The organism is Paenibacillus sp. FSL R5-0486 (genome assembly GCF_037975155.1).
Classification (GTDB): domain Bacteria; phylum Bacillota; class Bacilli; order Paenibacillales; family Paenibacillaceae; genus Paenibacillus; species Paenibacillus amylolyticus.
This window is the reverse complement of sequence record NZ_CP150237.1, coordinates 3941101-3963889: the sequence shown is the minus strand read 5'-3', so window position 1 is coordinate 3963889 and position 22789 is coordinate 3941101. Positions and strand designations below refer to the sequence as shown.

At 47.6% G+C, this 22789-nt stretch carries 20 protein-coding genes; 17 read left to right on the top strand and 3 right to left on the bottom strand.

All coding sequences use genetic code 11. The annotated features are described in order from the left end of the window. Positions 1-19 precede the first annotated feature (19 nt). The 11 genes from MKY01_RS17560 to MKY01_RS17510 all read left to right on the top strand — a co-directional run bounded on the left by MKY01_RS17560 (position 20) and on the right by MKY01_RS17510 (position 12836). Positions 20-682 carry a class II aldolase/adducin family protein gene (locus MKY01_RS17560; RefSeq protein ID WP_127549126.1) on the top strand — a complete coding sequence of 221 codons (663 nt, stop codon included), beginning with the start codon at positions 20-22 and terminating at the stop codon, positions 680-682. 289 nt (positions 683-971) lie between these two features. After that, positions 972-1700: an FCD domain-containing protein gene (locus MKY01_RS17555; RefSeq protein ID WP_245838229.1), complete on the top strand. Its 729-nt coding sequence runs from the start codon at positions 972-974 to the stop codon at positions 1698-1700. Positions 1701-1741: 41 nt separating this feature from the next. Further along, positions 1742-3790, top strand: a complete 2049-nt coding sequence (locus MKY01_RS17550) for a hydantoinase/oxoprolinase family protein (RefSeq protein ID WP_127549128.1) — start codon at positions 1742-1744, stop codon at positions 3788-3790. Then, a complete protein-coding gene (locus MKY01_RS17545; RefSeq protein WP_127549130.1) occupies positions 3787-5760 on the top strand; it encodes a hydantoinase B/oxoprolinase family protein in 1974 nt (657 codons plus the stop codon). Before MKY01_RS17550 ends, MKY01_RS17545 begins: the two co-directional genes overlap by 4 nt. Positions 5761-5828: 68 nt before the next feature. Beyond that, the gene (locus tag MKY01_RS17540; protein WP_339282860.1) at positions 5829-6965 is read left to right on the top strand and encodes an extracellular solute-binding protein; all 1137 of its coding nucleotides are present in this window, start codon (positions 5829-5831) and stop codon (positions 6963-6965) included. Between the two features lie 72 nt (positions 6966-7037). Further along, the gene (locus MKY01_RS17535) at positions 7038-8168 is read left to right on the top strand and encodes an ABC transporter ATP-binding protein (RefSeq protein WP_339282858.1); all 1131 of its coding nucleotides are present in this window, start codon (positions 7038-7040) and stop codon (positions 8166-8168) included. Continuing rightward, positions 8165-9082: an ABC transporter permease gene (locus MKY01_RS17530; RefSeq protein ID WP_339282857.1), complete on the top strand. Its 918-nt coding sequence runs from the start codon at positions 8165-8167 to the stop codon at positions 9080-9082. Before MKY01_RS17535 ends, MKY01_RS17530 begins: the two co-directional genes overlap by 4 nt. After that, the gene (locus tag MKY01_RS17525; protein ID WP_036613795.1) at positions 9075-9920 is read left to right on the top strand and encodes an ABC transporter permease; all 846 of its coding nucleotides are present in this window, start codon (positions 9075-9077) and stop codon (positions 9918-9920) included. The genes MKY01_RS17530 and MKY01_RS17525 overlap by 8 nt, the downstream gene beginning before the upstream one ends. Next, entirely contained in the window at positions 9913-11130 is a 1218-nt protein-coding gene (locus MKY01_RS17520; RefSeq protein ID WP_339282855.1) for a Xaa-Pro peptidase family protein, read from the top strand. Before MKY01_RS17525 ends, MKY01_RS17520 begins: the two co-directional genes overlap by 8 nt. An 82-nt stretch (positions 11131-11212) precedes the next feature. Continuing rightward, entirely contained in the window at positions 11213-12400 is a 1188-nt protein-coding gene (locus MKY01_RS17515) for an MFS transporter (protein WP_127549137.1), read from the top strand. 85 nt (positions 12401-12485) lie between these two features. Further along, positions 12486-12836, top strand: a complete 351-nt coding sequence (locus MKY01_RS17510) for a hypothetical protein (protein ID WP_036613800.1) — start codon at positions 12486-12488, stop codon at positions 12834-12836. A 113-nt stretch (positions 12837-12949) separates the two neighbouring features. Here MKY01_RS17510 and MKY01_RS17505 read toward each other — a convergent pair whose 3' ends face one another. Beyond that, the gene (locus MKY01_RS17505) at positions 12950-13576 is read right to left on the bottom strand and encodes an FMN-dependent NADH-azoreductase (protein WP_036613802.1); all 627 of its coding nucleotides are present in this window, start codon (positions 13574-13576) and stop codon (positions 12950-12952) included. A 240-nt stretch (positions 13577-13816) separates the two neighbouring features. Here MKY01_RS17505 and MKY01_RS17500 point away from each other — a divergent pair, with 240 nt between their 5' ends. The 6 genes from MKY01_RS17500 (at position 13817) to MKY01_RS17475 (ending at position 20527) form a co-directional block, all read left to right on the top strand. After that, on the top strand, positions 13817-14755 hold the full coding sequence (locus MKY01_RS17500; RefSeq protein ID WP_036613997.1) for a sugar-binding transcriptional regulator: 939 nt from the start codon (positions 13817-13819) through the stop codon (positions 14753-14755). Between the two features lie 213 nt (positions 14756-14968). Beyond that, positions 14969-15619 (top strand): deoxyribose-phosphate aldolase, encoded by a 651-nt coding sequence (deoC, locus tag MKY01_RS17495; RefSeq protein ID WP_339287202.1) that lies wholly within the window; start codon positions 14969-14971, stop codon positions 15617-15619. A 230-nt stretch (positions 15620-15849) separates the two neighbouring features. Beyond that, positions 15850-17037, top strand: coding sequence for a NupC/NupG family nucleoside CNT transporter (locus MKY01_RS17490; RefSeq protein ID WP_036613804.1), 1188 nt, complete (start codon positions 15850-15852; stop codon positions 17035-17037). A gap of 29 nt (positions 17038-17066) precedes the next feature. Continuing rightward, positions 17067-18245, top strand: a complete 1179-nt coding sequence (gene deoB, locus MKY01_RS17485; protein WP_127549139.1) for a phosphopentomutase — start codon at positions 17067-17069, stop codon at positions 18243-18245. A 96-nt stretch (positions 18246-18341) separates the two neighbouring features. After that, complete coding sequence (gene deoD / locus MKY01_RS17480; protein ID WP_017688193.1) at positions 18342-19049, top strand: purine-nucleoside phosphorylase; 708 nt, start codon at positions 18342-18344, stop codon at positions 19047-19049. A 176-nt stretch (positions 19050-19225) separates the two neighbouring features. Continuing rightward, the gene (locus tag MKY01_RS17475; protein WP_127549140.1) at positions 19226-20527 is read left to right on the top strand and encodes a pyrimidine-nucleoside phosphorylase; all 1302 of its coding nucleotides are present in this window, start codon (positions 19226-19228) and stop codon (positions 20525-20527) included. A gap of 123 nt (positions 20528-20650) precedes the next feature. Here the strand turns inward: MKY01_RS17475 and MKY01_RS17470 are convergent, their stop codons facing one another. Together MKY01_RS17470 and MKY01_RS17465 are read right to left on the bottom strand one after the other, a co-directional pair. Further along, on the bottom strand, positions 20651-21634 hold the full coding sequence (locus MKY01_RS17470) for a TIGR03943 family protein (protein ID WP_127549142.1): 984 nt from the start codon (positions 21632-21634) through the stop codon (positions 20651-20653). Between the two features lie 84 nt (positions 21635-21718). Further along, positions 21719-22753: a permease gene (locus MKY01_RS17465; protein ID WP_127549144.1), complete on the bottom strand. Its 1035-nt coding sequence runs from the start codon at positions 22751-22753 to the stop codon at positions 21719-21721. Positions 22754-22789 lie beyond the last annotated feature (36 nt).

Sequence of the window (22789 nt, the reverse complement as noted above, 5' to 3'; positions counted from 1 at the left end):
ATGAGGAGTGGTGAGCAACATGTCTGAACAGCAAGTAAGGGAAGAGTTGACGAAGTATGCACGTAGAGCAGTTGCCCAAGGCTTGGTGGTAGGACCCGGTGGGAATCTGAGCGCTCGCTCTGGGGGAACGATGTTGTTGTCTCCAAGTGGTTATGCACTTGAGGATCTGGAGCCTGACGAATGGATCGCCATTGATATCGAGACAGGAGAGACTCGTGCGGGATCAACACGTCCATCTTCCGAAGTATTGATGCATCTGTACAGTTATCGTGTGAATCCTGATATCCAAGCCATTGTGCATACGCATCCGGCATATACGATCGCACTTAGTCTCGTTTTCGATGAATTGCCACACTTGTTCCCTGATCAGTCCGCCTTGGTAGGTGATATCGGATTTGTTCCATATGTTCTACCAACGACGAAACAACTTGCCGATGCAGTCTCAGCAAAGGTAGAAGAACATACGGCACTCATTCTAGTCAATCACGGATTGGTTACGACCGGTAAAAACCTCCGCGAAGCCTATTACCGCACCCAAGTGGTGGAAGAAAGCGCGAAGGTATATATGATCGCCAAGGCAGCCGGGGAACCCAAAGTGTTAACTGCTGAAGAATATAAGGAAATTCAATCGCTTGAAAGTGAAGCCTACCGTGTGCAGTTACTACAACAACTTAAGTCCTGATACCTGATTTGAGTATTAATGATTACATTCGTGATCTTAAAAGATTGCTACGTTAAGGGCAGATTGCATCCTCCAGATAAACGCTGGAATAAAGGATGTGAAATGCTCTTTTTTAATTTTAATTTTGAATTGAAAAGGTGCACAGTATAGTTGAGGGAATAATTCGCACTATTTTGATGAGAATTGTTGAAATTGTGATGTCTGCAAGGTATACTAACGTTAATCATCAGTGAGTAACAACTACGAAGAAGATAAAAAAACAATTAAGTATCTAAGAGGGGTGAGATCAGTGGGTCCTGAGCTAAACGAAATGGAGTTGGAATACGAACTGTTGAAGCAGCTTCGAGACGCTAATGCTCCCATCGGGGCCAGTACGTTGGTTCATACTTTGGGCAAAACGTATGGTCTGAGTCAGGCAACCATCGGAAGAAGACTTATGGAGATGGATGTTGAAGGTTTTACAGTTCTGGAAGGTCGCAAGGGAAGAACTTTGACCGAACAGGGTCTGGATCGAATGAAGACATTGGAAAAAGATTTGCAGCAACAAAGCGTGAACTCACAGTTAATTCAGATGCTGAACCATTCCGGGGAAAAGGCTCTGTTAGATGTTCTCGTTGCCAGAAGGGCACTTGAGCGGGAGATCGCTTCCTTGGCAGCACAACGTGCCTCGAAAGAATACATAGTACTGTTGCAAGCATCTATTGCCAACCAGCATGAATTGCTCTCCAAGAATATTATACCATACGAGGAGGACCGGGAGTTTCACAGATTGCTGGCTTATGCTGCGCAAAACCAAATTCTTCTGCATGCGGTTGAACTGGTATGGGAGACAAGCCGCGATTTTCTGGAAACAGCGTATATTCGCCGGAGAGTAGGAAGTGAATTAGTTGTGGATCATCAGCAGATTCTGGATGCTATTGTAGCGGGCTCTCCGGAGCAGGCTGAAGCGGCAATGGTGAATCATATCAACCAAATGATCGATGATGTCAAACGTTATTTCGCCATGCAAAACCAATAACATTCCTTAGAAACAGACCCGGTGATAAAGGAGTTGAGCTTGTGGACACAATCTACCGTTTAGGCATAGATATCGGAGGTACTTTCACGGATGCGCTGGTGATGGACCATCAGGGCAGGGTGATTGCGGCGCTGAAGACGCCATCGATTGCAGTAGCTCCGGAACAGGCGATTTTTAACGCACTTGATCAGTTGAAGGCGAGTGGCGTGAATATTCATGAGATTGATCTGTTTGTGCATGGAACAACGCTTGGCGTCAACACGTTGATTGAGCGAAATGGCGCAGTTACAGGTCTGCTGGTCACTAAAGGATTCCGTGACATTCTTGAAATCCGCCGGTTGCGACTTGAGGATACAACCAATCTGTATGGTGACAAGACCGATGCTCTGGTACCGAGACATCGCGTTAAGGAAGTCGATGAACGGGTCATTGCGAGTGGAGGCATACTCCAGCCACTGAATGAGGAACAACTGTTGCAATCGGTGGATGAGCTGGTGGAGGATGGCGTTACCGCTTTGGCGATTAGTTTTTTACATGCTTATGTGAATCCTGCTCATGAGCAGCTTGCAGAAGATCTGATCAGGGAACGTTATCCGCAACTGTTCATCTGCCGAAGCAGCGCCATCTGGCCACAACAGCGTGAGTTCGAACGAACACTCGCAACGGCCATGAACGCTTATGTAGGTGAACGGATGGGGTCTTACTTCCTGCGTCTGCAAGAAGGGATTCAGGCATACGGCCTCAAAGCCAACTTGCTGTCGACCATGTCCAACGGTGGAATTATGACGGCTGCCAGAGCGGCTAATGAGCCGGTACGTACGCTTCTGTCCGGGCCTGCTTCCGGTGTAATGGCCGCGACCCATATTGCTGAACGAGCGGGCATTCATCAGGTCATCACATTTGACATGGGTGGGACAAGCGTTGATGTCGCCCTTATTGACAAAGAACCGAGTTATTCTTCTGAGAACAAGGTTGGAGATTTTCCTGTCATCATTCCCGCTGTTGATGTAACGGCTATAGGAGCAGGTGGTGGTTCAATTGCTTGGCTTGATTCCGTAGGCGTACTCAAGGTTGGACCGCGCAGCGCGGGAGCCAATCCCGGTCCGGCATGTTATCAGCGCGGGGGAGAAGAGCCGACAACCACAGATGCCTATCTACAGCTCGGTATCCTGCATGCTGACCATTTCCTTGGCGGACAAATGCGTCTGTATCCCGAACTTGCAGAGCGTACTCTGGGCAATCTGGGAGAGAAGCTTGGACTGAATGCCGAACAGACTGCGCAAGCCATTCTTGATGTGGCAACTGCCAATATGTACGCCCAGTTTTCTCCCCTCATGGCTCGCAAGGGTGTTGATCCCCGCGATTTTACGCTGCTCGCATATGGTGGAGCCGGCCCGATGCATGCTTTTCTGATGGCACGTGAGGTAGGTATCGGCAGAGTGCTGATCCCGCCATCTCCGGGAACACTGTGTGCCATGGGCTGCACGGTTGCCAATCTCCGCAATGATTTCGTTCATACGTTACACAAAAGCACTCAGACTCTGGAGTGTGGTGAATTAAGCTCTCTTTTTGCTGAATTGGAAAACCTGGGACGTAGCTGGGTCGATGAGGAAGCCCGTGGTGGTGTCAAGCTGGACAATATTTATTGCCTGTACAGTGCGGATATGCGATATGAGGGACAGGCCTTTGATATAGAGGTCACGCTGACATTGGAAGAAATTCAAGATCCCAAGAAGGCAGGGATTAAATTCCATACATGTTACCAAAACGTGTTTGGCATTAGTCAGCCAGAGGCAGAGGTAATGTTTGTAAGTCTCAGAGCAACCATTGTTGGTGTTTTACCTACCCATAACACGGTAGATCCGGCAAATTTGCCATTTGATGAGAGTGTAGCGGAAGAAAGGCTCATCACCTTTGACCATGTACAGCAGATTGCCAAGGTACTGAAAAGGGGACAAATTCCATCGGTGGATGCCCCCATCCCCGGGCCCATTATTGTGGAGGAATATGATACAACGATCTTTATTCCGCCAGGATATAAGGTATACCGGGATGTGCATGGGAACGTGATTGGGGAGGTGGAAGCATGATCGGCGACAAGGTCTTTCTTGAGATTTTTAACAACCGAATTCAAGCTGCCGTGGAAGAAATGGCAAATGTTGTTCTGCGCACAGGATTCACCGCTTTTGTCAAAGAAACTGGCGATTTTGGAACCTACCTCTTATCTCCATCCGGGGAAACGTTCGGATCGCCGCTGGAGACGGGTTACAATCTGTCCCTGGGCATCCCTGCTGCTGCGACCATTAACAGTATAGAAGACTGGAAAGAAGGGGATCTCGTCATATGTAATGATCCTTATTCCACCAAAGGCATGGTCACACACCTTCCAGACATTCATCTCATCAAGCCTTATTTTCACGAAGGGCGAATCATTGCTTACGGCATGTGCTTTGTCCATTCATCCGATGTGGGCGGCAAGGTACCGGGGAGCGTATCTCCCAGCGCCTACGATATTCATATGGAAGGCATTCGAATTGCACCAGTCAAGCTGTATGAAGCTGGTGTTCTCAACGAGCAGTTCCTGCGAATGTTTATGGACAACAGCCGAATTCCGGAGCAAAATCTCGGTGATCTCAAAGCGCTTATGGCTGCATTGAATCGGGGAGAGCAACGGCTTGAGGAACTCATTGCACGATATGGCGTGGGAAAAATCCAGCAGGGCATCGAACATTTGCTGGAATATGCCGAGCTGAAGGCACGTGTTATCGTGCAAGATATCCCGGACGGTTCCTATGACTTCTGGGACTATCTGGAGAAAGGACCAGGGGGATATCCTATTCGGTTGCGTTGCAAGATGACGATTGCAGGTAGTGACATTCATCTGGACTTTAGCGGCACCGATCCTCAGGTTAGGGCTTCATTCAACATTCCTACCCACAACCAACAGGGCCATTACATGCTGGTGCCCGCACTCATTCGTTATTTCCGTACGCTCGATCCGACCATTCCTTGGAATTCGGGCATGATTCGTATGGTGCGAAATTACGCGCCGCCTGCTTCCGTACTAAACCCGGAGCCGATGGCAGCAGTTGGGGCACGTGCTGCGACCTTTATCCGGCTGATGGACGTTATCACGGGAGCACTGGGGAAAGCTCAGGGCAGTATGGTTCCCGCGGCAGGAGCTGGACAAGCCTGCATCGTCATGATGGCGATGACAGATGCATCCGATGGCAAGAAAAAGGTGGGCGTAATTCAGCCGATCTGCGGAGGTTCGGGAGCTAGGCCGATGAAAGACGGCATTGATGGCATGGATTTTGCGGTCGGTCATCTTCGGAATATTCCTGCGGAAACGGTGGAATCCGAGATGCCTGTGTTGATTGAGCATTATGGTCTTCGTGCTGACTCGGCGGGTGCAGGAACCTTCCGTGGCGGAAGCGGAATTGATTTATGTGTCAGAATTCTAACACCGGATACCGTGATGACGGCCAGAAACATGGAGCGTATGGAGTTCCAGCCCTGGGGCAGGCTCGGTGGTGGCGTAGGTTCACATGGAGAAGCGATTCTTAATGCTGGACGTGCAAGTGAGCATCATCTGGGAAGAATTGATGAGCTGCTGCTTCAACCTGGAGAAACGGTTACGTTCCTGTCGCAAGGCGGAGGCGGATATGGTGATCCACTTGAACGTGAACCACGCCTAGTTCTGGAGGATGTAAGAAGTGGGCTGGTATCCCCGGAGAAAGCTCTTGAGTTATATGGTGTTGTGATTGACGGCCTGGAGCTGAACGAGAGCGATACCGAACAAATGCGAGCCAAGCGACCACGGCAGCAGGAGGAATTCGCCTTTGGCAAGGCGCGGGAGCAATTTGAAGACATATGGAGCGATGAGATGCAGGTAACACTGAATCAGGCCTTGCTGAATGCTCCGCTTGCACTAAGAGACTACCTGAAGCGTCAGACCATGGGCGTTGTAGAGGAGAAGTATAAGGATTCCCTATCTGTAGATCCACGGGAGATATCCGACATTATGGAAGGTTTACGCCAGCAAATAGGGTTGCATTGATCAAGTGTATGGAGACTATCTAGTTCTGTCTTATCGGTAAAACCAACTACATGGATGGGGGAATTTGCATGTTCAAATCCAACAAAAAACGCTTTCTCAGCCTCGCCTCTCTGACACTGGCCGGTACATTGGTGCTTTCCGCCTGCGGTGGAGCAGGCAGCTCAAGTAATACTGCCGGAGAGAGCGACTCTTCAGGAGCAAGCGGAGACAAAGTTAAGCTGACGATGTTTATCTGGGCTGGCTCCAATCAGGATGTCGTTCCGAAAGAAGTGGTTGCCGAGTATGTGAAAGAACATCCCAACGTTGAAGTCACCTTTGAGGAATCCTCCAATTCGGTAATGTACCCCAAGATGGTCGCAGGCAAGCAGGCTGATGCCAACAATCCGATTGTTAACTTCGGTTACTTCAATGCAGATGCGACGGCAAAAGGCTTGAATGATGACATGTGGGAGCCACTGGATACCAGCATCGTGACCAATATTAAGGATATTCCCGAGTCCTTCCACAAGCCAGAAAATAAAGGTGTGGTCTGGGGCGTTTCGAGCTTCGCCCTGGTATATAACAAAGATCTGGTGAAAACGCCACCTACCAGCTGGAACGATCTATGGGATAACGAGGAGTTCAAAGGAAAAACTGCGCTCTGGGACTACATGTTCTATTCATATATCTCCCCACTTATTGCTACCAAAGGTCAAGAGATTGGCGCATCCTATGAAAATCCCGAGCCAGCCTTCCAGTTCTGGGCAGATCGCAGTGACCAGATTGGCACATTGGTTTCATCCAATGATCAGCTGAAGGCACTGCTGGAGTCAGGTGATGCGCTCATTGCCCCATTCAGTGCACAGGTTGCACAGACATGGATTGATGGTGGTTCTCCACTTGCCGTAGCGTATCCGAGTGAAGGTGCCATCTCCTTCCCGTACACACTTCAGGTAGTGAAGGGCTCAACACCTGAGCAAGCACGTGTTGCAAATGAAATTATTAACGAGTTGTTGAGCGCCGAGGCGCTGTCACAATATGCAGAAGCAACGGGTACGCCGGTAACCAGTACGACAGCTGCAGTTCCGGACAAGTACAAGGATGATCCTTCATTCTCCGTCGAAACGCAAAGTAACGGCATTAATCCAGACTGGGATGTGCTTGCACAGAACAGTTCTTCTTGGAAAGAACTATGGGATCGACTCGTGAAAACAAAGCTTCAATAAAAGGATTGTTGCCAGGTACACTACGATTCCGGGTCTTGTTATGAACCTGGAATGGATGGGAGGGAATCAGAGATGAGCAGCGGACAAGAGACCATATCCATTGAAACAAGGGAAGTCACGAAGACTTATGGTGAGCGAGCCGCCGTTGATCAAGTAACACTCCAAGTGAAAAAGGGCGAATTCGTTTCCTTGCTTGGTCCGAGTGGCTGTGGCAAAACAACACTGCTGCGCATGCTTGGCGGACTTGAGCAACCGGATCAGGGCACCATTATGCTGGGAGGTCGGGATGTTACTGGCATCCCGGCTTATGGACGCAATAGCAATATGATTTTTCAGCAGCTTGCGCTGTTCCCTCATATGGATGTATTCAACAACATTGCCTATGGGCTAAAAGTGAAGAAGTTACCAAAAGCCGATATCCAACGGCAGGTAGGTGAAATGCTTGATCTAGTCCAGCTCGGAGACTATGGCAGGCGTGCTGTATCCGAGCTGTCCGGGGGGCAGGCCCAACGCGTCGCCATTGCTCGCGCACTGATCAACAGACCCGAAGTGCTGCTGCTTGATGAACCTCTCTCTGCATTGGACATGCAGCTGCGTCTCGATATGCAGCGTGAACTGAAACGCATCCAGCGTGAATTCGGCGGAACGTTTATCTTTGTAACGCATGATCAGAGCGAAGCCATGAATATGTCTGACCGAATTGGCGTTATGCGCGATGGAAGGCTGCTGCAATACGCAACCCCTGATGAAATCTATGAAAGACCGACCGATAGTTTCGTGGCCAAGTTTATTGGAGATACCAATCTCTTTGAGACGGAAGTACTGGGACATGATGTGAATGGAATTCGGGTGGAATGCTTCGGCAAGCCATTGCTGGTGAAAGTCAGTGATGGCAATGCTGTACCGAAAGCGGGAGCACGACATTCCTTATCAATCCGCAATGAGTATATTCGACTTGGAGAAGATGCAACTCATTGCCTGAACAAGCTGGATGGACACGTGATTGAAGCGGTGTATGGCGGAGCAAATATTCGATACAGTGTGCAGATTGCTGAGGGTTTTCTAATTCAGGCCAGTGTGCTGCATCAGCGGGGAACCTCACGTTATAGTCCAGGTGAGCCAATACAGGTTGGCTTTGATCCAGAGGACGCGCTCTTGTTATCCGAACCCATTGATGACCGTGTACAGGGGGCAAGAATATGAACCGGATCGCGGAACGGATCGTGAATCTGTATTCCTTTGGAAACCGCACATGGGTAACCCGGTTACTGCTTCTGTTGCCTGCGCTTGCTCTGATGGGCATCGTGTATCTGGGTGGGTTGCTGATCTTTGGCAGATATAGCTTTGATATGTATGAGAATGGAAAGCTTATTCGGGGCTGGGATTTAGGAGCTTATCGTGCGTTTCTGTCCGACCCTTATTATTGGAAGCTGATTGGCACAACGTTTCGCATTGCCTTCAAGGTTACGCTATGGAGTCTTCTGCTTGCCTATCCGCTGGCCTATTGCATTGCGGGTCTAAAGAAGCCTGGCATGAAGCAATGGTTGTTGCTACTCACGTTTCTTCCGCTACTTGTCAGTGCGGTTGTGCGTTCTTACGGATGGCAGCTTTTGTTGTCCAAACAGGGCTTCATGAACTGGCTGTTCATCCGTCTGGGGCTAACCGAGGAAGGATTCAGCATGATATACAACGAGACAGGTGTTGTTGTGGCCCTTGTCCATATTTTTCTGCCATTTATGGTCTTTCCGATCCTAAATGTACTGTCCCAAAGTGACGCTTCCTTAAAGGCAGCTGCTCAGGATCTGGGGGCGGGCAACTGGAGAACGTTCCTGACCATTACCCTGCCTTTATCGGCAAGAGGCATTGCAAGCGGGGTGCAGATTGTGTTCACGCTATGTCTCACCGCATTCACCACACCTCAGCTGATCGGCGGGGGAAGAGTCATGACACTTCCGGTATTTATATACCAGCGAACCTTGGACACGAACTGGCCGATGGCTGCGGTTGCCAGCCTGTTTTTACTTGTGTCTTCCATTGTTGTCTCGTTGCTTGTGAATAAAGGAGCAGAAATGCTGATGTTCCGTCGTTCCCGTAAGGGAGGTCAGGCGTATGGTTAAGTCGAACAGGGGCACCAAGCTGTTACTCTACATCTTCGTGGGCGCCGTAGCGATTTATTTGCTGTTGCCACTGCTGATGATTATGTTGACATCTGTAGGCTCAGGTTCAGCCAGCAAATTTCCCCCGGAAGGTCTCACCTTGAAGTGGTATGCCAATCTGAGTGAGCAGACCCAGTTTCTCGATGCATTCAAGAACAGCCTTATTGCTTCTACAGGGGCGGTTCTGCTGGCTTTGATTACAGGTACGCTTGCTGCGTTAGCAATCGTGCAATACCCTTTCCCGGGCTCTGGTATCTTAAGGGCATTTTTTGTATCTCCAATGGTTATGCCAAAAATTACGCTGGGTATTGCATACCTGATTTTATTCTCAAAAATGCATATTGCAGGCGGACTGTTTGCACTTATTTTGGGTGAAGCGGTCATTGTGCTGCCATTTGTGCTCACTATTGTTGGCAGTGCGTTAGCCAATCTGCACCCGGCTCATCGGGAAGCTGCCGCGGACCTTGGTGCTGGGCCGATACGCATTTTTTTCACAATTACGCTGCCACAGCTCCGACTATCCCTGCTTTTGTCAGGGTCAATCGCTTTTGTCTTCACTTTTGATCAGGTAGAGGCTGCTCTGTTGCTGCTCCGTCAGGACAGCTACACGTTGCCAATACAACTATTCCTGTATATGGAGAAATGGCAGGACCCAACGATAGCCGTGGTGTCTGTTGTATTGATCGCGTTTGCGCTGGCTCTGTTTATGACGATTAAACTAGTGTTGCGCTCTGTACCAGGACTTGAAAGTTTGTTTGGTCGCAGGAAAACTAAAGGAGGACTGGATCAAAATGAATAATTCACAGCATCTATCCCATAGCTCAGGTCTTAACTGGGACCGGGCGGAAGAAGTGATGAAAACTCAAGGGCTAAGCGCCCTGATAGCAACAACTCCGGAGAATATTCACTATGTCATCGGGTCCCAGCTACGCGCAAGCAACTGGACCATGCAGATTTATGCTGTTTTACCTGCCGACAGATCTGCAAAGCCTTGTATCGTCATTCCAACGAATCGGTTAGGCGTTGTAGCTCAGTTCGGTATTACGGGGGTAGATATATTTGCCTACAGTGATTTCTTTGTGGAAGGTTCAATTGAAGGCAAACCTTCCACTGACGACATTGATCTCTTTTATTCTCTTCTGCAAACGACGGTTATTCATCCGGGTCCTGTTGAAGCACTCAAGGCCGCATTAAAACAGCTTGAGATCGAAGATCAGCCGATTGGAATCGATGAGATGCGGATCGCTCCCGATATTCTGGCTAGAATCAGGGAGGAGGTTCCTGACAGACCGGTAATTCCCGCATATAAGTTGTTCCGAGAAATCCGTCTGGTCAAGACACCTTTCGAAATCGAGCAACTTCGTCAGGCTGCCCAATTAAATGAACGGATTGAGCAGGAACTAATTGACCTGATTGTAGCAGGTGTTCATGAGAAGCAACTTGCCGATCATTATCGTCTGGCTGTGATGAGAGCGGGTGGAACTCCGGCAATGACAGCGGTAGGGGCAGGGCCACGTAGTGCGCTACCACTCATCGAAAATTATTTTCATATGATTGAGGTTGGAGATCAGGTCCGTTTCGATCTTTGCCTGCAGCTGGAAGGATACTGGGGAGATACGGGCCGCACGGTTGTTGCAGGGGAGCCTACCGCTTGGATGAAAAAACATTTTGCTGCGGTCAAAAGTGGATGGGAGACGGCACTTGAAACGGTGCGCCCTGGCGTCAAGGCGTCGGAAGTATTCCATGCGGCAGTATCTCGCGTACAGCGTGAAGGGATTCCACATTACCGACGTCAGCATGTCGGACATGCCATCGGGTTGGAACTGTACGACGATATAACCCTCTCCCCTGGGGACCAGCGTATACTGGAGCCCGGTATGGTGTTATGTGTTGAGGTACCCTATTACGAGCTAGGTGCTGGTGGATTCCAAATCGAAGATACAATTGTTGTAACGCCAGATGGTTATGATTTTTTAACCCATATGGAGCGGAAATTGTTCACTAAATAACGATAGATGGAAGGCTTCGCTGACCGGCGATCAGACCACAGTCGATCCAAGAAGCTTTCTTACTGGGAAAGTTGGAACATCCATGATTCAGCAGGGAACTAAGACGTTTCGTAACATTAGCCTTGCACTGTTCGCCGGAGGTTTTGTCACTTTTGCTTTGCTCTACAGCCTCCAGCCCCTGATGCCTGAGATTAGCAACGCATTCTCCATTACGCCGGCACACGCCAGTCTTACGTTATCCGTTACAACGATCGCCATGGCACTGACGATGCTGTTCATCGGGTCCATGTCTGATTCTGTGGGCCGACGCTTTATAATGACAGCTGCACTGGTGATATCTTCAGTTATTGCTTTGCTCAGCGCATTCAGCCCGGGATATACGGAGCTTCTTCTACTTCGTATTCTCCAGGGTGTGGCACTCGCGGGGTTGCCAGCGATAGCTATGACATATTTGTCAGAAGAAATTGAACCTAGAAGTCTTGGTTATGCTATGGGCCTATATATTAGTGGCAATTCGATAGGAGGCATGGCCGGCCGTTTCATCAGCGGTGTGGTGACAGATTGGTTCAGTTGGCGCGCTGCTGTGGGTTTCATTGGTATTCTTGGACTGTGTGCAGCCGTTATTTTTTGGCTTGTCATCCCGCCATCCCGTCATTTTGTCAAAGCTGCACCCGGATTCAAAAATCCAATACCTCTTTTGTGGTCACAATGTCGCAATCCAAGGCTGTTATGCCTGTATGGACTCGGTTTTCTCCTGATGGGGGGGTTCGTGACCCTGTTCAACTATATCGGTTTTGAATTAACGGGTGAACCCTATCATCTTAGCCAGTCTATCGTTGGAAGTCTTTTTGTGGTATATCTGATGGGCACGGTAAGCAGCACCTGGATGGGCAGGCTGGCAGATCGGTACGGCAGGTCACATGTGCTTGGAATCGCGCTGGGAATTATTCTGGCTGGTGCAGTCTGTACCGTTCATCCAGCGCTTTGGGTCAAAATTATCGGACTCGCCCTGTTTGCCTTTGGTTTCTTTGGCGGTCATTCCATCGCAAGCAGCTGGGTTGGACTCGTGGCCAATCAGCACAAATCCCAGGCCAATGCGTTGTATTTATTTTTCTACTATCTTGGTTCAAGCGTAAGTGGAACAGGAGGTGGACTGCTTTACAGTCATCTTGGATGGATAGGCATTGTGGGGATGATCGGTGTGTACGTTTTGATCGGTTTTGTCTTGTGTAATTTGCTTGTTCACAGGTTGAAGGGACAGGCTACATAAATCAACTTTTTCCGACAGCTATTGCATATCCTGAAATACCGAGTATAATACTTGGTAAATAGACGAAAAGGGGATGCAATAAACGATGAAAACACATGCTGAATTGAACTCACTTCTTGTTGACGATTATCTGGATCTCCTGAACATTGCGAAACAGCTAGGTGATGACGAATGGAAAGATGCTATTCTGCAAGCATTGAAGGAAGAAGTCGATGCGAATCATCATTTGGATTCCAAAGAGGTAAGACAGGATTTATGGATTCAATTTGAAGGCATTAATGAACAAATGCATGATCTGTTAATGCAATTGAAGCATGCCGACAGTCCTGAAGAGAAAGAACAGATTATTGAAATGATCTGGGGATTGAAAGTAGACCGTCATGCGATCACACGTAAACTTGAAACCATGAGCCGTGCCAGTGCTGGACATCAGTAAGCTCTAGGTTGATTATACATTGAAAACCCGCGTGTTTCCTGGGATTATCCCCTAGGTCGCACGCGGGTTTTGTTTATGTTTTGAGTGTTATTCAACTTTTTGAACTACCTCTCTTAGAACTGTTTTGCGAAAGTGCGTGCTTGCTCTATAGCTTGTTGCTTGATCTCATCTGCACGATCTTTATATTGATTATGCCCCTCAACAAAAATGCCATCAAGCTTCGGCACACCGAGGAATGACATGATAATGCTTAAGTAACGATGACCGGATTCCATTTGAGCCGCTGGGCCTTCGGAATAAATGCCACCGCGCGCCTGAATATGCAGTGCTTTTTTATCAGACAGCAGTCCAACAGGACCTTGTTCGGTATAACGAAATGTTTTGCCAGCTACGCAGATCGAGTCCACATAAGCCTTCAGAATAGGAGGGAAAGAGAAGTTCCACATCGGGGTTACAAAAACATATTTATCTGCTGAGGCAAATTGATCCGATAGTTCATTCAAACGGCTTACTTTGGTCTGTTCTTCGGCAGTCAGATCACTGCCCGATTGCAGTTTGCCCCAACCACTGAAGACATCCGCATCGATATGCGGAATATCCGAACGATACAGATCGAGGTGAACTACCTCATCAGAAGGGTGACTTTCACGATAAGCATCAATAAATGCTTTGCCCGTAGCCATGCTGAAGGAGGTTTCATGATCATGAGGATGGGCAGTAATATACAATAAGGTAGACATGTAGTTCTTCCTCTCTGTGCGATTAATGGGGTGAATTGATCTTGGCAATGATGAAGCGACCGCAGTAGTATGCATCGTTTCCCCATTTTTATACGTCAGAAAGGGATATGAATGAATGGATCGATCATGATACTGAATTGGATGTTATATGGTGACCGGATACTCAATCCATGTATAATATACAGGACGAGTATTTATTTTCCAAAGACAATAGGATGAGTGAGATGAGCGCACATGGGAATGGACCTGGAGAAGCAACGATTAAGCATTGAAGCAGCGAAATTGTATTATCAGTCCGATTATAGCCAGCAGGATATTGCCGCAAGGTTGGGCGTGTCGCGTCCAACCGTATCAAGGTTACTTCAGTACGCCAAAGATCGTGGATATGTCCGGATTGAAATTATGGACCCGCTGGAGGATATCGACATCATTGCCGGAGAACTTAAGTCAAAATATGATCTGGATACGGCACTTGTGTGTTTTACCCCGTTGAAGAGTGATGAGGAAATACAGAAGCATATCAGCAAAAGAGCAGCAGACTACCTTCAAGAGACGGTTCAGGATGCAGATATTATCGGGGTGACTTGGGGAACAACCATGCATGCTGTAGCACGCCAGCTTCGTCCCAAGCAGGTTAAAGGTGTCGAAGTCGTGCAATTGAAGGGGGGCGTAAGCCACTCCCATGTCAATACGTATGCCGCTGAGATTGTTCATTTGTTCGCTGAGGCATTCCATACGGTACCAAGGTATCTGCCGCTGCCTGTTATTTTCGACAACATTGAAGTAAAAAACATGGTAGAAGCGGATCGACATATCGGCAGAATCGTGGAACTTGGTAGACAGGCCAACATTGCTTTGTTTACCGTGGGTACTGTGAAAGAAGATGCATTATTGTTCAGGCTCGGTTACTTCAATGAAGAAGAGCAACAATTGCTGATGAACTCCGGTGCAGGTGACATTTGTTCACGCTTTTTCGACGCGGAAGGTCAGTTGATCAGTGAAGAGATTAACAGCAGAACCGTTGGAATTGATTTAGCCGAGTTGAGAAATAAGGAAAAATCAATCCTTGTCGCTGGGGGACAACGCAAAATTGAAGCCATACACGCCGCGCTCAAAGGTCATTACGCAAATATTCTGGTCACGGATCAGTACACAGCGCAGGCATTACTTCGATTTTAATTTCAAATGGATATGGATGACAACATCTGCCACGTAAAAAGGGCGGATGTTTTGCTTTTTTAGGAAGAAAATATAACGAAGAAGAAATGTAAGTGTAAATGTGAACAAAAGTTCAAGTTGATTTTTACATATGTTCATGTTAGTGTAAGTGTATAGAAAATAACTAGTTCAGATAAGGGAGAGATTCAATTGACTACACCACAATTAGCGAAAATGATCGACCATACGTTGCTTCGTGCGGACGCAACGCAAAGTGAAATGGCCAAGTTAACCGAAGAAGCGAAGCAATACCAGTTTGCTTCCGTATGTGTTAATCCAGGCTGGGTTGCTTATGCTGCTGAGCAGTTGCAGGGTACTGGCGTAGATATCTGCACCGTTATTGGTTTCCCTCTGGGAGCATCTACATCGGAGACAAAAGCTTTCGAAACGAAAGATGCGATTGCTAAAGGTGCAACTGAAGTCGATACGGTCATCAACATCAGTGCTTTGAAAGATGGCAATGATGATTACGTTGAACAAGATATTCGTGTTGTCGTTGAAGCGGCTGCGGGTAAAGCTTTGGTGAAAGTTATTATTGAAGCTTGTCTGTTGACGGATGAAGAGAAAGTACGTGCTTGTCAGGCAGCTGTGCGAGCTGGAGCTGATTTTGTTAAAACTTCTACAGGTTTCTCCACAGGTGGAGCAACGCCAGAGGATATCGCTTTGATGCGTCGTACTGTAGGTCCTGATATTGGCGTTAAAGCTTCCGGTGGCGTACGTAGCCTGGAAGATATGCAAAAAATGATCGAAGCGGGTGCAACTCGTATCGGTGCAAGTTCTGGCGTGAAGATTATGCAGGGTGGTCAGTCTACATCTTCTTATTAAGCAAAAGCATCTTATCAAGAAAAAGCTTAATAAATAAAAGTAATGTTATATTCTCTGTACTTGGGCGTTCGACTCAGGTACAGGGAATACAACTTACACTTATATTTTAATTAACTGAACTTATTGTAAGCGCTTCATAAGTTTTCTGAAAGATTACTGATAAGAATGCTTAAGAGCCCTTTGAGCTGAATTTTCACATCCGGCTTAACTACCTTCAAAGGAGAAATCAAATGAAATTTCTAATTGCCATTATCGGCTTACTCGTTGTTTTTGGACTGGCTTATATCGCAAGCAACGGCAAAAAGCAGATACGTTACCGGCCGCTGGCTATCATGATTGTTTTGCAAGTTATACTAGCTTATGCTCTGTTGAATACAGGAGTGGGTACTTTTTTAATTGGCGGTTTCGCGACCGTATTTAAAAGTTTACTCGACTATGCGAATGAAGGTATCGCATTTGTATTTGGGGGTTTAACTACCGTAGGTGCAGAGAGCGGGGGGGCGCCGTTCTTCCTCAGCGTATTGATGCCGATTGTTGTCATCTCGGCACTCATTGGGATACTGCAGTATATCCGAATCTTGCCTTTTGTTATAAAATATATTGGTCTGGTATTAAGCAAAATCAACGGAATGGGCAGACTGGAATCATATAACGCGGTTGCTTCGGCTGTATTGGGGCAATCTGAAGTGTTCATTTCTGTGAAAAAACAAATTGGGTTGTTGCCAAAACATCGGCTGTACACCTTGTGTGCTTCGGCGATGTCCACGGTATCGATGTCGATTGTTGGTGCTTATATGACCATGATCGAGCCGAAATATGTGGTTACAGCTCTTGTACTGAACCTGTTTGGCGGTTTTATCATTGCTTCTATTGTGAATCCTTATGAGGTTACAGAGGAAGAAGATATATTGGAAGTACAGGAAGAGGAGAAACAGTCCTTCTTCGAAATGCTCGGCGAATACATCCTGGATGGATTCAAAGTTGCTATCATCGTAGCTGCGATGTTAATCGGTTTTGTTGCCTTGATCGCACTTGTTAACGGAATTTTCAGCGCGGTGCTTGGCATTTCGTTCCAGGAGCTACTTGGTTATGTGTTTGCACCATTTGCCTTTATCATGGGTGTTCCATGGAAAGAAGCGATTCAGGCAGGAAGTATTATGGCAACCAAAATGGTGTCCAACGAATTCGTAGCTATGCTTAATTTGAAGGAGACTGCAATGTCTGCCAGAACAACGGGTATCGTATCTGTCTTCCTCGTGTCGTTCGCCAACTTCTCCTCCATCGGTATCATTGCTGGTGCGGTGAAGGGACTCCATGAGAAGCAAGGTAATGTGGTCGCCCGCTTCGGTCTGAAACTGCTTTACGGTGCTTCGCTTGTCAGCGTGCTGTCAGCGATCATTACTGGACTGTTCTTGTAAACCGGATTATTGGAAGGAGTGCTTAGGTTATGTCAACATTCAAAAGAGTACATCTGATCGTTATGGATTCTGTAGGGATCGGCGAAGCGCCGGATGCAGCAGAATTTGATGATTTTGATGTAGATACCTTCGGTCACATTGCACGTGAACGCGGAGGTCTGAAAATGCCTCACATGGCCAGTCTCGGACTGTCCAACATCAAAGAAATCGAGGGTGTCCCTGTAGCGGATGCACCTAAAGCGTATTACACCAAGATGCAGGAAGCATCCAGAGGCAAAGACACAATGACAGGTCACTGGGAGCTAATGGGTCTTTACATTGATACACCTTTCCGTGTGTTCGAGAATGGTTTTCCCGATGAGTTGATTCAACGCATTGAAGAGAAAACGGGCCGCAAGGTGATCGGTAACAAACCGGCCAGCGGCACGGAAATTCTGGATGAGCTGGGTGCAGAACATGTTGAAACTGGCGCGCTCATCGTTTACACATCCGCGGATTCGGTTCTGCAAATTGCAGCACATGAGGACGTTGTTCCCCTGAAAGAACTGTATGAGATCTGTGAGTTCTGCCGTGAAATTACACTTGAAGATCCGTATATGCTCGGCCGCATTATTGCACGTCCATTTGTAGGAGAAGCGGGTAACTGGAAACGTACTGCGAATCGTCATGACTATGCACTCAAACCCTTTGGTCGTACTGTTATGAATGAACTGCAAGATGGTGGATTTGATGTGATTGCTTTGGGTAAAATCGCAGATATCTATGATGGCGAAGGTGTAACCAAGGCTGTTCGTACCGTCTCTAACATGGATGGTATGGACAAGTTGTCTGAAACAATGGATGAAGAGTTCACTGGACTCAGCTTCCTGAACCTGGTTGATTTTGATGCCCTGTACGGTCACCGTCGTGATCCGCAAGGTTATGCTCAGGCACTTGAAGACTATGATGCACGGCTGCCAGAGATTTTTGCCAAAATGACCAATGATGATCTGTTGCTGATCACAGCTGACCATGGTAACGATCCAACATACCGTGGTACAGACCATACACGTGAATATGTACCACTCCTTGCTTACTCTCCGCGCTTCAGCGAGGGCAAAAAGCTTGATCTGCGCAACACATTTGCTGACCTTGGCGCAACCGTCGCCGAGAACTTTGGAGTGAAAATGCCGGAATACGGCACCAGCTTCCTGAAAGATTTGAAATAAGTTTTTCAAAACTGGATAGGGGAGGTCGGAGTAGCTTGGCTGCTCCGGTCCTGCCATCATAATAGACTAATTTGTATAACTGGAGGAGATTCATTCATGAGTACACATATTGGAGCAAAACCCGGGGATATCGCAGAAACGATCCTTTTGCCAGGAGACCCTTTGCGCGCGAAATATATTGCAGATACGTACCTCGAAGATGTTGTATGTTACAACGAAGTTCGTGGAATGCTCGGTTACACAGGTACATATCAAGGACACCGGATTTCGGTGCAAGGTTCAGGGATGGGTATTCCGTCCTTCGCAATCTATGCTAACGAATTGATCAGCGAATATGGCGTGAAAAACCTGATTCGTGTGGGTACTTGTGGCGGTATGCAGGAGCATGTACGTGTACGTGACGTTATCCTTGCACAAGCAGCATGTACAGATTCCAGCATGAACAAACACGTATTTGGTGGTTATGACTTCTCACCAATCGCTACGTTCTCCCTGCTGAAAGAAGCATATGACCGTGCAACAGCTAAAGGTATGAAGATTCACGTCGGTAACGTATTCAGCTCCGATTCTTTCTACCGCGATGACCGTTCCGTAACCGAGAAGTTGATGAAACACGGCGTACTCGGCGTAGAGATGGAAACAACAGCATTGTACACTATCGCTGCCAAGTTTGGTGTTAACGCACTGACCATCCTGACGGTAAGTGACCACTTGCTGACAGGCGAAGAAACATCTGCCGAAGAGCGTCAAAAAACGTTCAACGACATGATGGTAGTTGCCCTGGACACAGCAATCACACTGTAATTGTTGCATTTTATATTCATAATCATTTGATTTTAATCGAAACTTTTGTTTTAAGCACAGAGTGAAGGACCCGGAATCGATTCTGAAGAAGCAAAGCGTTGAAGGAACGATCCGGAGCCGGAACGGTCCCAGTACAAAGTGTTCTATACAAATCATTTACCCGAGGAGAGATCATCATGAGAATGGTAGACATTATTGCTAAGAAACGCGACGGAAAAGAACTGACAACAGCTGAGATTGATTTTGTTGTTCAAGGTTACACACAAGGAGAGATCCCAGACTATCAAGTCAGCGCTTGGGCGATGGCGGTATTCTTCAAAGATATGACAGACAAGGAACGCGCCGATCTGACAATGTCGATGGTGAATTCCGGTGAAACGATCGACCTGTCCGCTATCGAAGGCATCAAAGTAGACAAGCACTCCACAGGAGGAGTGGGCGATACAACAACACTGGTACTTGCTCCGCTTGTTGCTGCGCTTGATGTACCTGTTGCCAAAATGTCCGGACGTGGACTTGGTCACACGGGTGGTACAACAGACAAGCTGGAATCCGTTGCTGGTTTCCACGTAGAGCTTGAAAAAGAAGAGTTCATTCGTCTCGTAAACGAACATAAGGTTGCAGTTATCGGACAGAGTGGTAACTTAACGCCTGCAGACAAAAAGCTCTATGCACTGCGTGACGTAACAGCTACCGTTAACTCGATTCCACTGATCGCCAGTTCCATCATGAGCAAGAAAATTGCAGCAGGTGCAGATGCAATCGTTTTGGATGTTAAAACGGGTGCTGGTGCATTCATGAAAACAACGGAAGATGCTAAAGAATTGGCACATGCCATGGTAAGCATCGGTAACAATGTTGGCCGTAAAACGATGGCTGTTATCTCCGATATGTCCCAACCACTGGGTCTGGCCATTGGTAACGCGCTTGAAGTGAAAGAAGCCATCCTCACCCTGCAAGGTAAAGGTCCAAAAGATCTGGAAGAACTGTGTCTGGCACTTGGACGTCAGATGGTGTTCCTTGCTGGCAAGGCAGATTCCTTGGAGCATGCTGAGGAGAAATTGAAAGAAGTGATCCAGAACGGTAAAGCACTGGAGAAATTCAAAGATTTCTTGGCAAACCAAGGCGGAGACGCTTCGGTTGTGGATCATCCAGATCGTTTGCCACAAGCACAATATCTGGTTGAAGTCCCAGCAGACAAAGACGGCTATGTTGCCGGAATCGTCGCTGACGAAATCGGAACTGCAGCAATGCTGCTCGGCGCAGGCCGTGCAACAAAAGAGTCCGAGATCGATCTCGCTGTTGGTCTGATGCTGAACAAAAAAGTGGGTGACCCAGTCAAAGCTGGTGAGTCCCTCGTAACGATCCATGCCAATCGTGAAGACGTAGCAGACGTCATCGCGAAGATCAAAGAAAACATTACAATTGCGGATAATGCCGATGCTCCTGTATTGGTTCATGATATCGTAACGGAATAATACAATCAGAGAAGACGAGATGTAATCTCGTATCTGACTGAACATGAAAGCCCCAAAGCGATGTAATCCATAGCTTTGGGGCTTTTTGTCGTAAAAGTACGCTGTTGTTACTACTACTAGCAACTACGGGCTCTTTATTTTCTCATAAGCCATCACCGAGTCCGCATTGGTATAAATATAAGGCGTGGATGGCTCAGCCACAGGTGTCACCTTTGTTGCCCGAATTTCAATCGTATCCTTACCGTTCACCTGTGCAGAACCGATGCTGCCATCGATTTGCACCCAGCTGTCTGTAGGGAAGCTATCCGCTTCGGGGATGTGAATCATCACGCCAAAGGGAGCAGCATCTGCGGGGCAACACATGACGAGAAATCGACCCAGCGCAAAATGTGATTCATGATCCATGCTTTTGTCCCGATAAACGAACCCGGTTAAGGAGATATCTTTGCCTGCAAATTGTCGCTGGAACATATCAATCGTGCCGAGGGTTTCAGAGAAGATCTCGGGATAGACTCGGATGACCTGTTCTGCATACAACTTCTCCGCCAGTTCAGCGAATTCGCGGCTATACTCGTCTGGGGGAATGAATTGTACTTTGGTAGCCGAAGCAGCCTGAACAGCCGTTGGTTTTTGCGTGAGATCTTGTACTTTCAATTGCGTTGCCGGATCAGGTGAAGGCTCTTTTCGACGAATCTCGGGAGGGGCATAGGTGAGAGACATGCCTTTCTGACTGGCCATGGAACTGCCGAGAGCCCGATCAGGTAACAGAAACCCCAGCAACAAGGGGATAGCAATCAGACCATATACCATTAAGCTACGAAGGAACCCCGAGGGTGGTGGATGTTCACAGTCGCAATGAACCTCGTTTCTGCCGAACAGTCCGTGCCATGCCATGATAACGGCAATAAACAATAAGGGAACAGGACAGCATAATAGCAGTTTTTGCATGGTAGGAGCCAAATAATAATGAAGCGAATCACTTGAATTCAACTGAATAATGTACACTGCCACCCCGCCGATCCAGCCTGCACGGATCAGGTTATGCCATTGGATGACGTGTGACCTTGGAACAGGAGGCTTGGTCATCGTATAGATAGTGTGGTTCATATATCATCACCTCATTTCTATTCATAGTCAGAATGCAAGTTCATGGGATTAACCATTCAGGTCATGAAGTATTGGGCTCAACCTTTATACCAGCAGGTTAATCAACCACGAGCCGGCGAAGACGAGTGTGATAATCGCTAGACTTAAACCTATAACAAATCGAGTACGGAAGGTTGAGAGCAACATGAGCGTGCTTTTGAAATCCAGCATTGGACCAAGAACAAGGAAGGATACCAGCGGCCCCAGTGCAAACGTATGTGAGAACGCAGAAGCCACAAAAGCATCAGAAGTGGAGCAGAGAGACAGTACATAAGCAAATCCCATCATGAACACATAGGAGGCAACAGGACCATTACCAAGAGAGATCAGATCGCTGCGGCTAATGAATGTTTGGATGCAGGCTGTAATCAGGGCACCGATCACCAGATATTTGCTCATATCGACAAATTCGTCTCCGGCGTGAATGAAGAAGCTGCGCCAGTTTTTTACATGGTTATGATCATGTGCATTTGCGTGCACGTGAGGTTGCGCCATTTTAAAACCAGGATGTGTCTTAACCTCTGTCGCTGCGACTTTTGGCATCCGAAGAGGATTTCGACGAACAAACACATACACAAGCATCCCTATGGAAGCTGCTACAGCAAAGGCCAGTCCCATACGGGCAATGGTAATCTCAGGATGGGAGGGAAAGGCGAGCAAGGTTGCCGTAAATACGATGGGATTCACTACGGGACCACTCAGGATGAATGTCACTGCAACATAGGCTGGCATGCCTTTGTGCATCAACCTTCTTACGACCGGGATCATGCCACATTCACAAATGGGAAAAATAATACCGAGCAGTCCTGCGACCAGCACACCACCGATCGGATTCTTGGGCGTGAGTCTGCGGACCATTTCTTCAGATACGAACCACTGCATGAGCGAGGACAATAATACCCCCATGAGCAGAAAAGGTGCGGCTTCAAGAAAGATACCTATGAATACGGTTTTCATATTTTGCAAAGCTTCACTGTTCCATGCTTCCTTCAAGTCTGGAGCCATTGTGATCAACACAGGAACAAGAAATGCACAAGGGACCAGGAAGGACAGGAGCTTCAGATTGGCTGCCATTTTCATGAAACAGACCTCCACAACTAGGACTTTGCTAAAATA

What these genes read in the sequence shown, in the direction of transcription:
- MKY01_RS17560 (WP_127549126.1), top strand. Translation starts at nt 20, where the DNA reads ATGTCTGAACAGCAAGTAAGGGAAGAGTTGACGAAGTATGCACGTAGA.
- MKY01_RS17545 (WP_127549130.1), top strand. Translation starts at nt 3,787, where the DNA reads ATGATCGGCGACAAGGTCTTTCTTGAGATTTTTAACAACCGAATTCAA.
- MKY01_RS17540 (WP_339282860.1), top strand. Translation starts at nt 5,829, where the DNA reads ATGTTCAAATCCAACAAAAAACGCTTTCTCAGCCTCGCCTCTCTGACA.
- MKY01_RS17535 (WP_339282858.1), top strand. Translation starts at nt 7,038, where the DNA reads ATGAGCAGCGGACAAGAGACCATATCCATTGAAACAAGGGAAGTCACG.
- MKY01_RS17530 (WP_339282857.1), top strand. Translation starts at nt 8,165, where the DNA reads ATGAACCGGATCGCGGAACGGATCGTGAATCTGTATTCCTTTGGAAAC.
- MKY01_RS17525 (WP_036613795.1), top strand. Translation starts at nt 9,075, where the DNA reads ATGGTTAAGTCGAACAGGGGCACCAAGCTGTTACTCTACATCTTCGTG.
- MKY01_RS17520 (WP_339282855.1), top strand. Translation starts at nt 9,913, where the DNA reads ATGAATAATTCACAGCATCTATCCCATAGCTCAGGTCTTAACTGGGAC.
- MKY01_RS17515 (WP_127549137.1), top strand. Translation starts at nt 11,213, where the DNA reads ATGATTCAGCAGGGAACTAAGACGTTTCGTAACATTAGCCTTGCACTG.
- MKY01_RS17510 (WP_036613800.1), top strand. Translation starts at nt 12,486, where the DNA reads ATGAAAACACATGCTGAATTGAACTCACTTCTTGTTGACGATTATCTG.
- MKY01_RS17505 (WP_036613802.1), bottom strand. Translation starts at nt 13,576, where the DNA reads ATGTCTACCTTATTGTATATTACTGCCCATCCTCATGATCATGAAACC.
- MKY01_RS17500 (WP_036613997.1), top strand. Translation starts at nt 13,817, where the DNA reads ATGGACCTGGAGAAGCAACGATTAAGCATTGAAGCAGCGAAATTGTAT.
- deoC (WP_339287202.1), top strand. Translation starts at nt 14,969, where the DNA reads ATGATCGACCATACGTTGCTTCGTGCGGACGCAACGCAAAGTGAAATG.
- MKY01_RS17490 (WP_036613804.1), top strand. Translation starts at nt 15,850, where the DNA reads ATGAAATTTCTAATTGCCATTATCGGCTTACTCGTTGTTTTTGGACTG.
- deoB (WP_127549139.1), top strand. Translation starts at nt 17,067, where the DNA reads ATGTCAACATTCAAAAGAGTACATCTGATCGTTATGGATTCTGTAGGG.
- deoD (WP_017688193.1), top strand. Translation starts at nt 18,342, where the DNA reads ATGAGTACACATATTGGAGCAAAACCCGGGGATATCGCAGAAACGATC.
- MKY01_RS17475 (WP_127549140.1), top strand. Translation starts at nt 19,226, where the DNA reads ATGAGAATGGTAGACATTATTGCTAAGAAACGCGACGGAAAAGAACTG.
- MKY01_RS17470 (WP_127549142.1), bottom strand. Translation starts at nt 21,634, where the DNA reads ATGAACCACACTATCTATACGATGACCAAGCCTCCTGTTCCAAGGTCA.
- MKY01_RS17465 (WP_127549144.1), bottom strand. Translation starts at nt 22,753, where the DNA reads ATGAAAATGGCAGCCAATCTGAAGCTCCTGTCCTTCCTGGTCCCTTGT.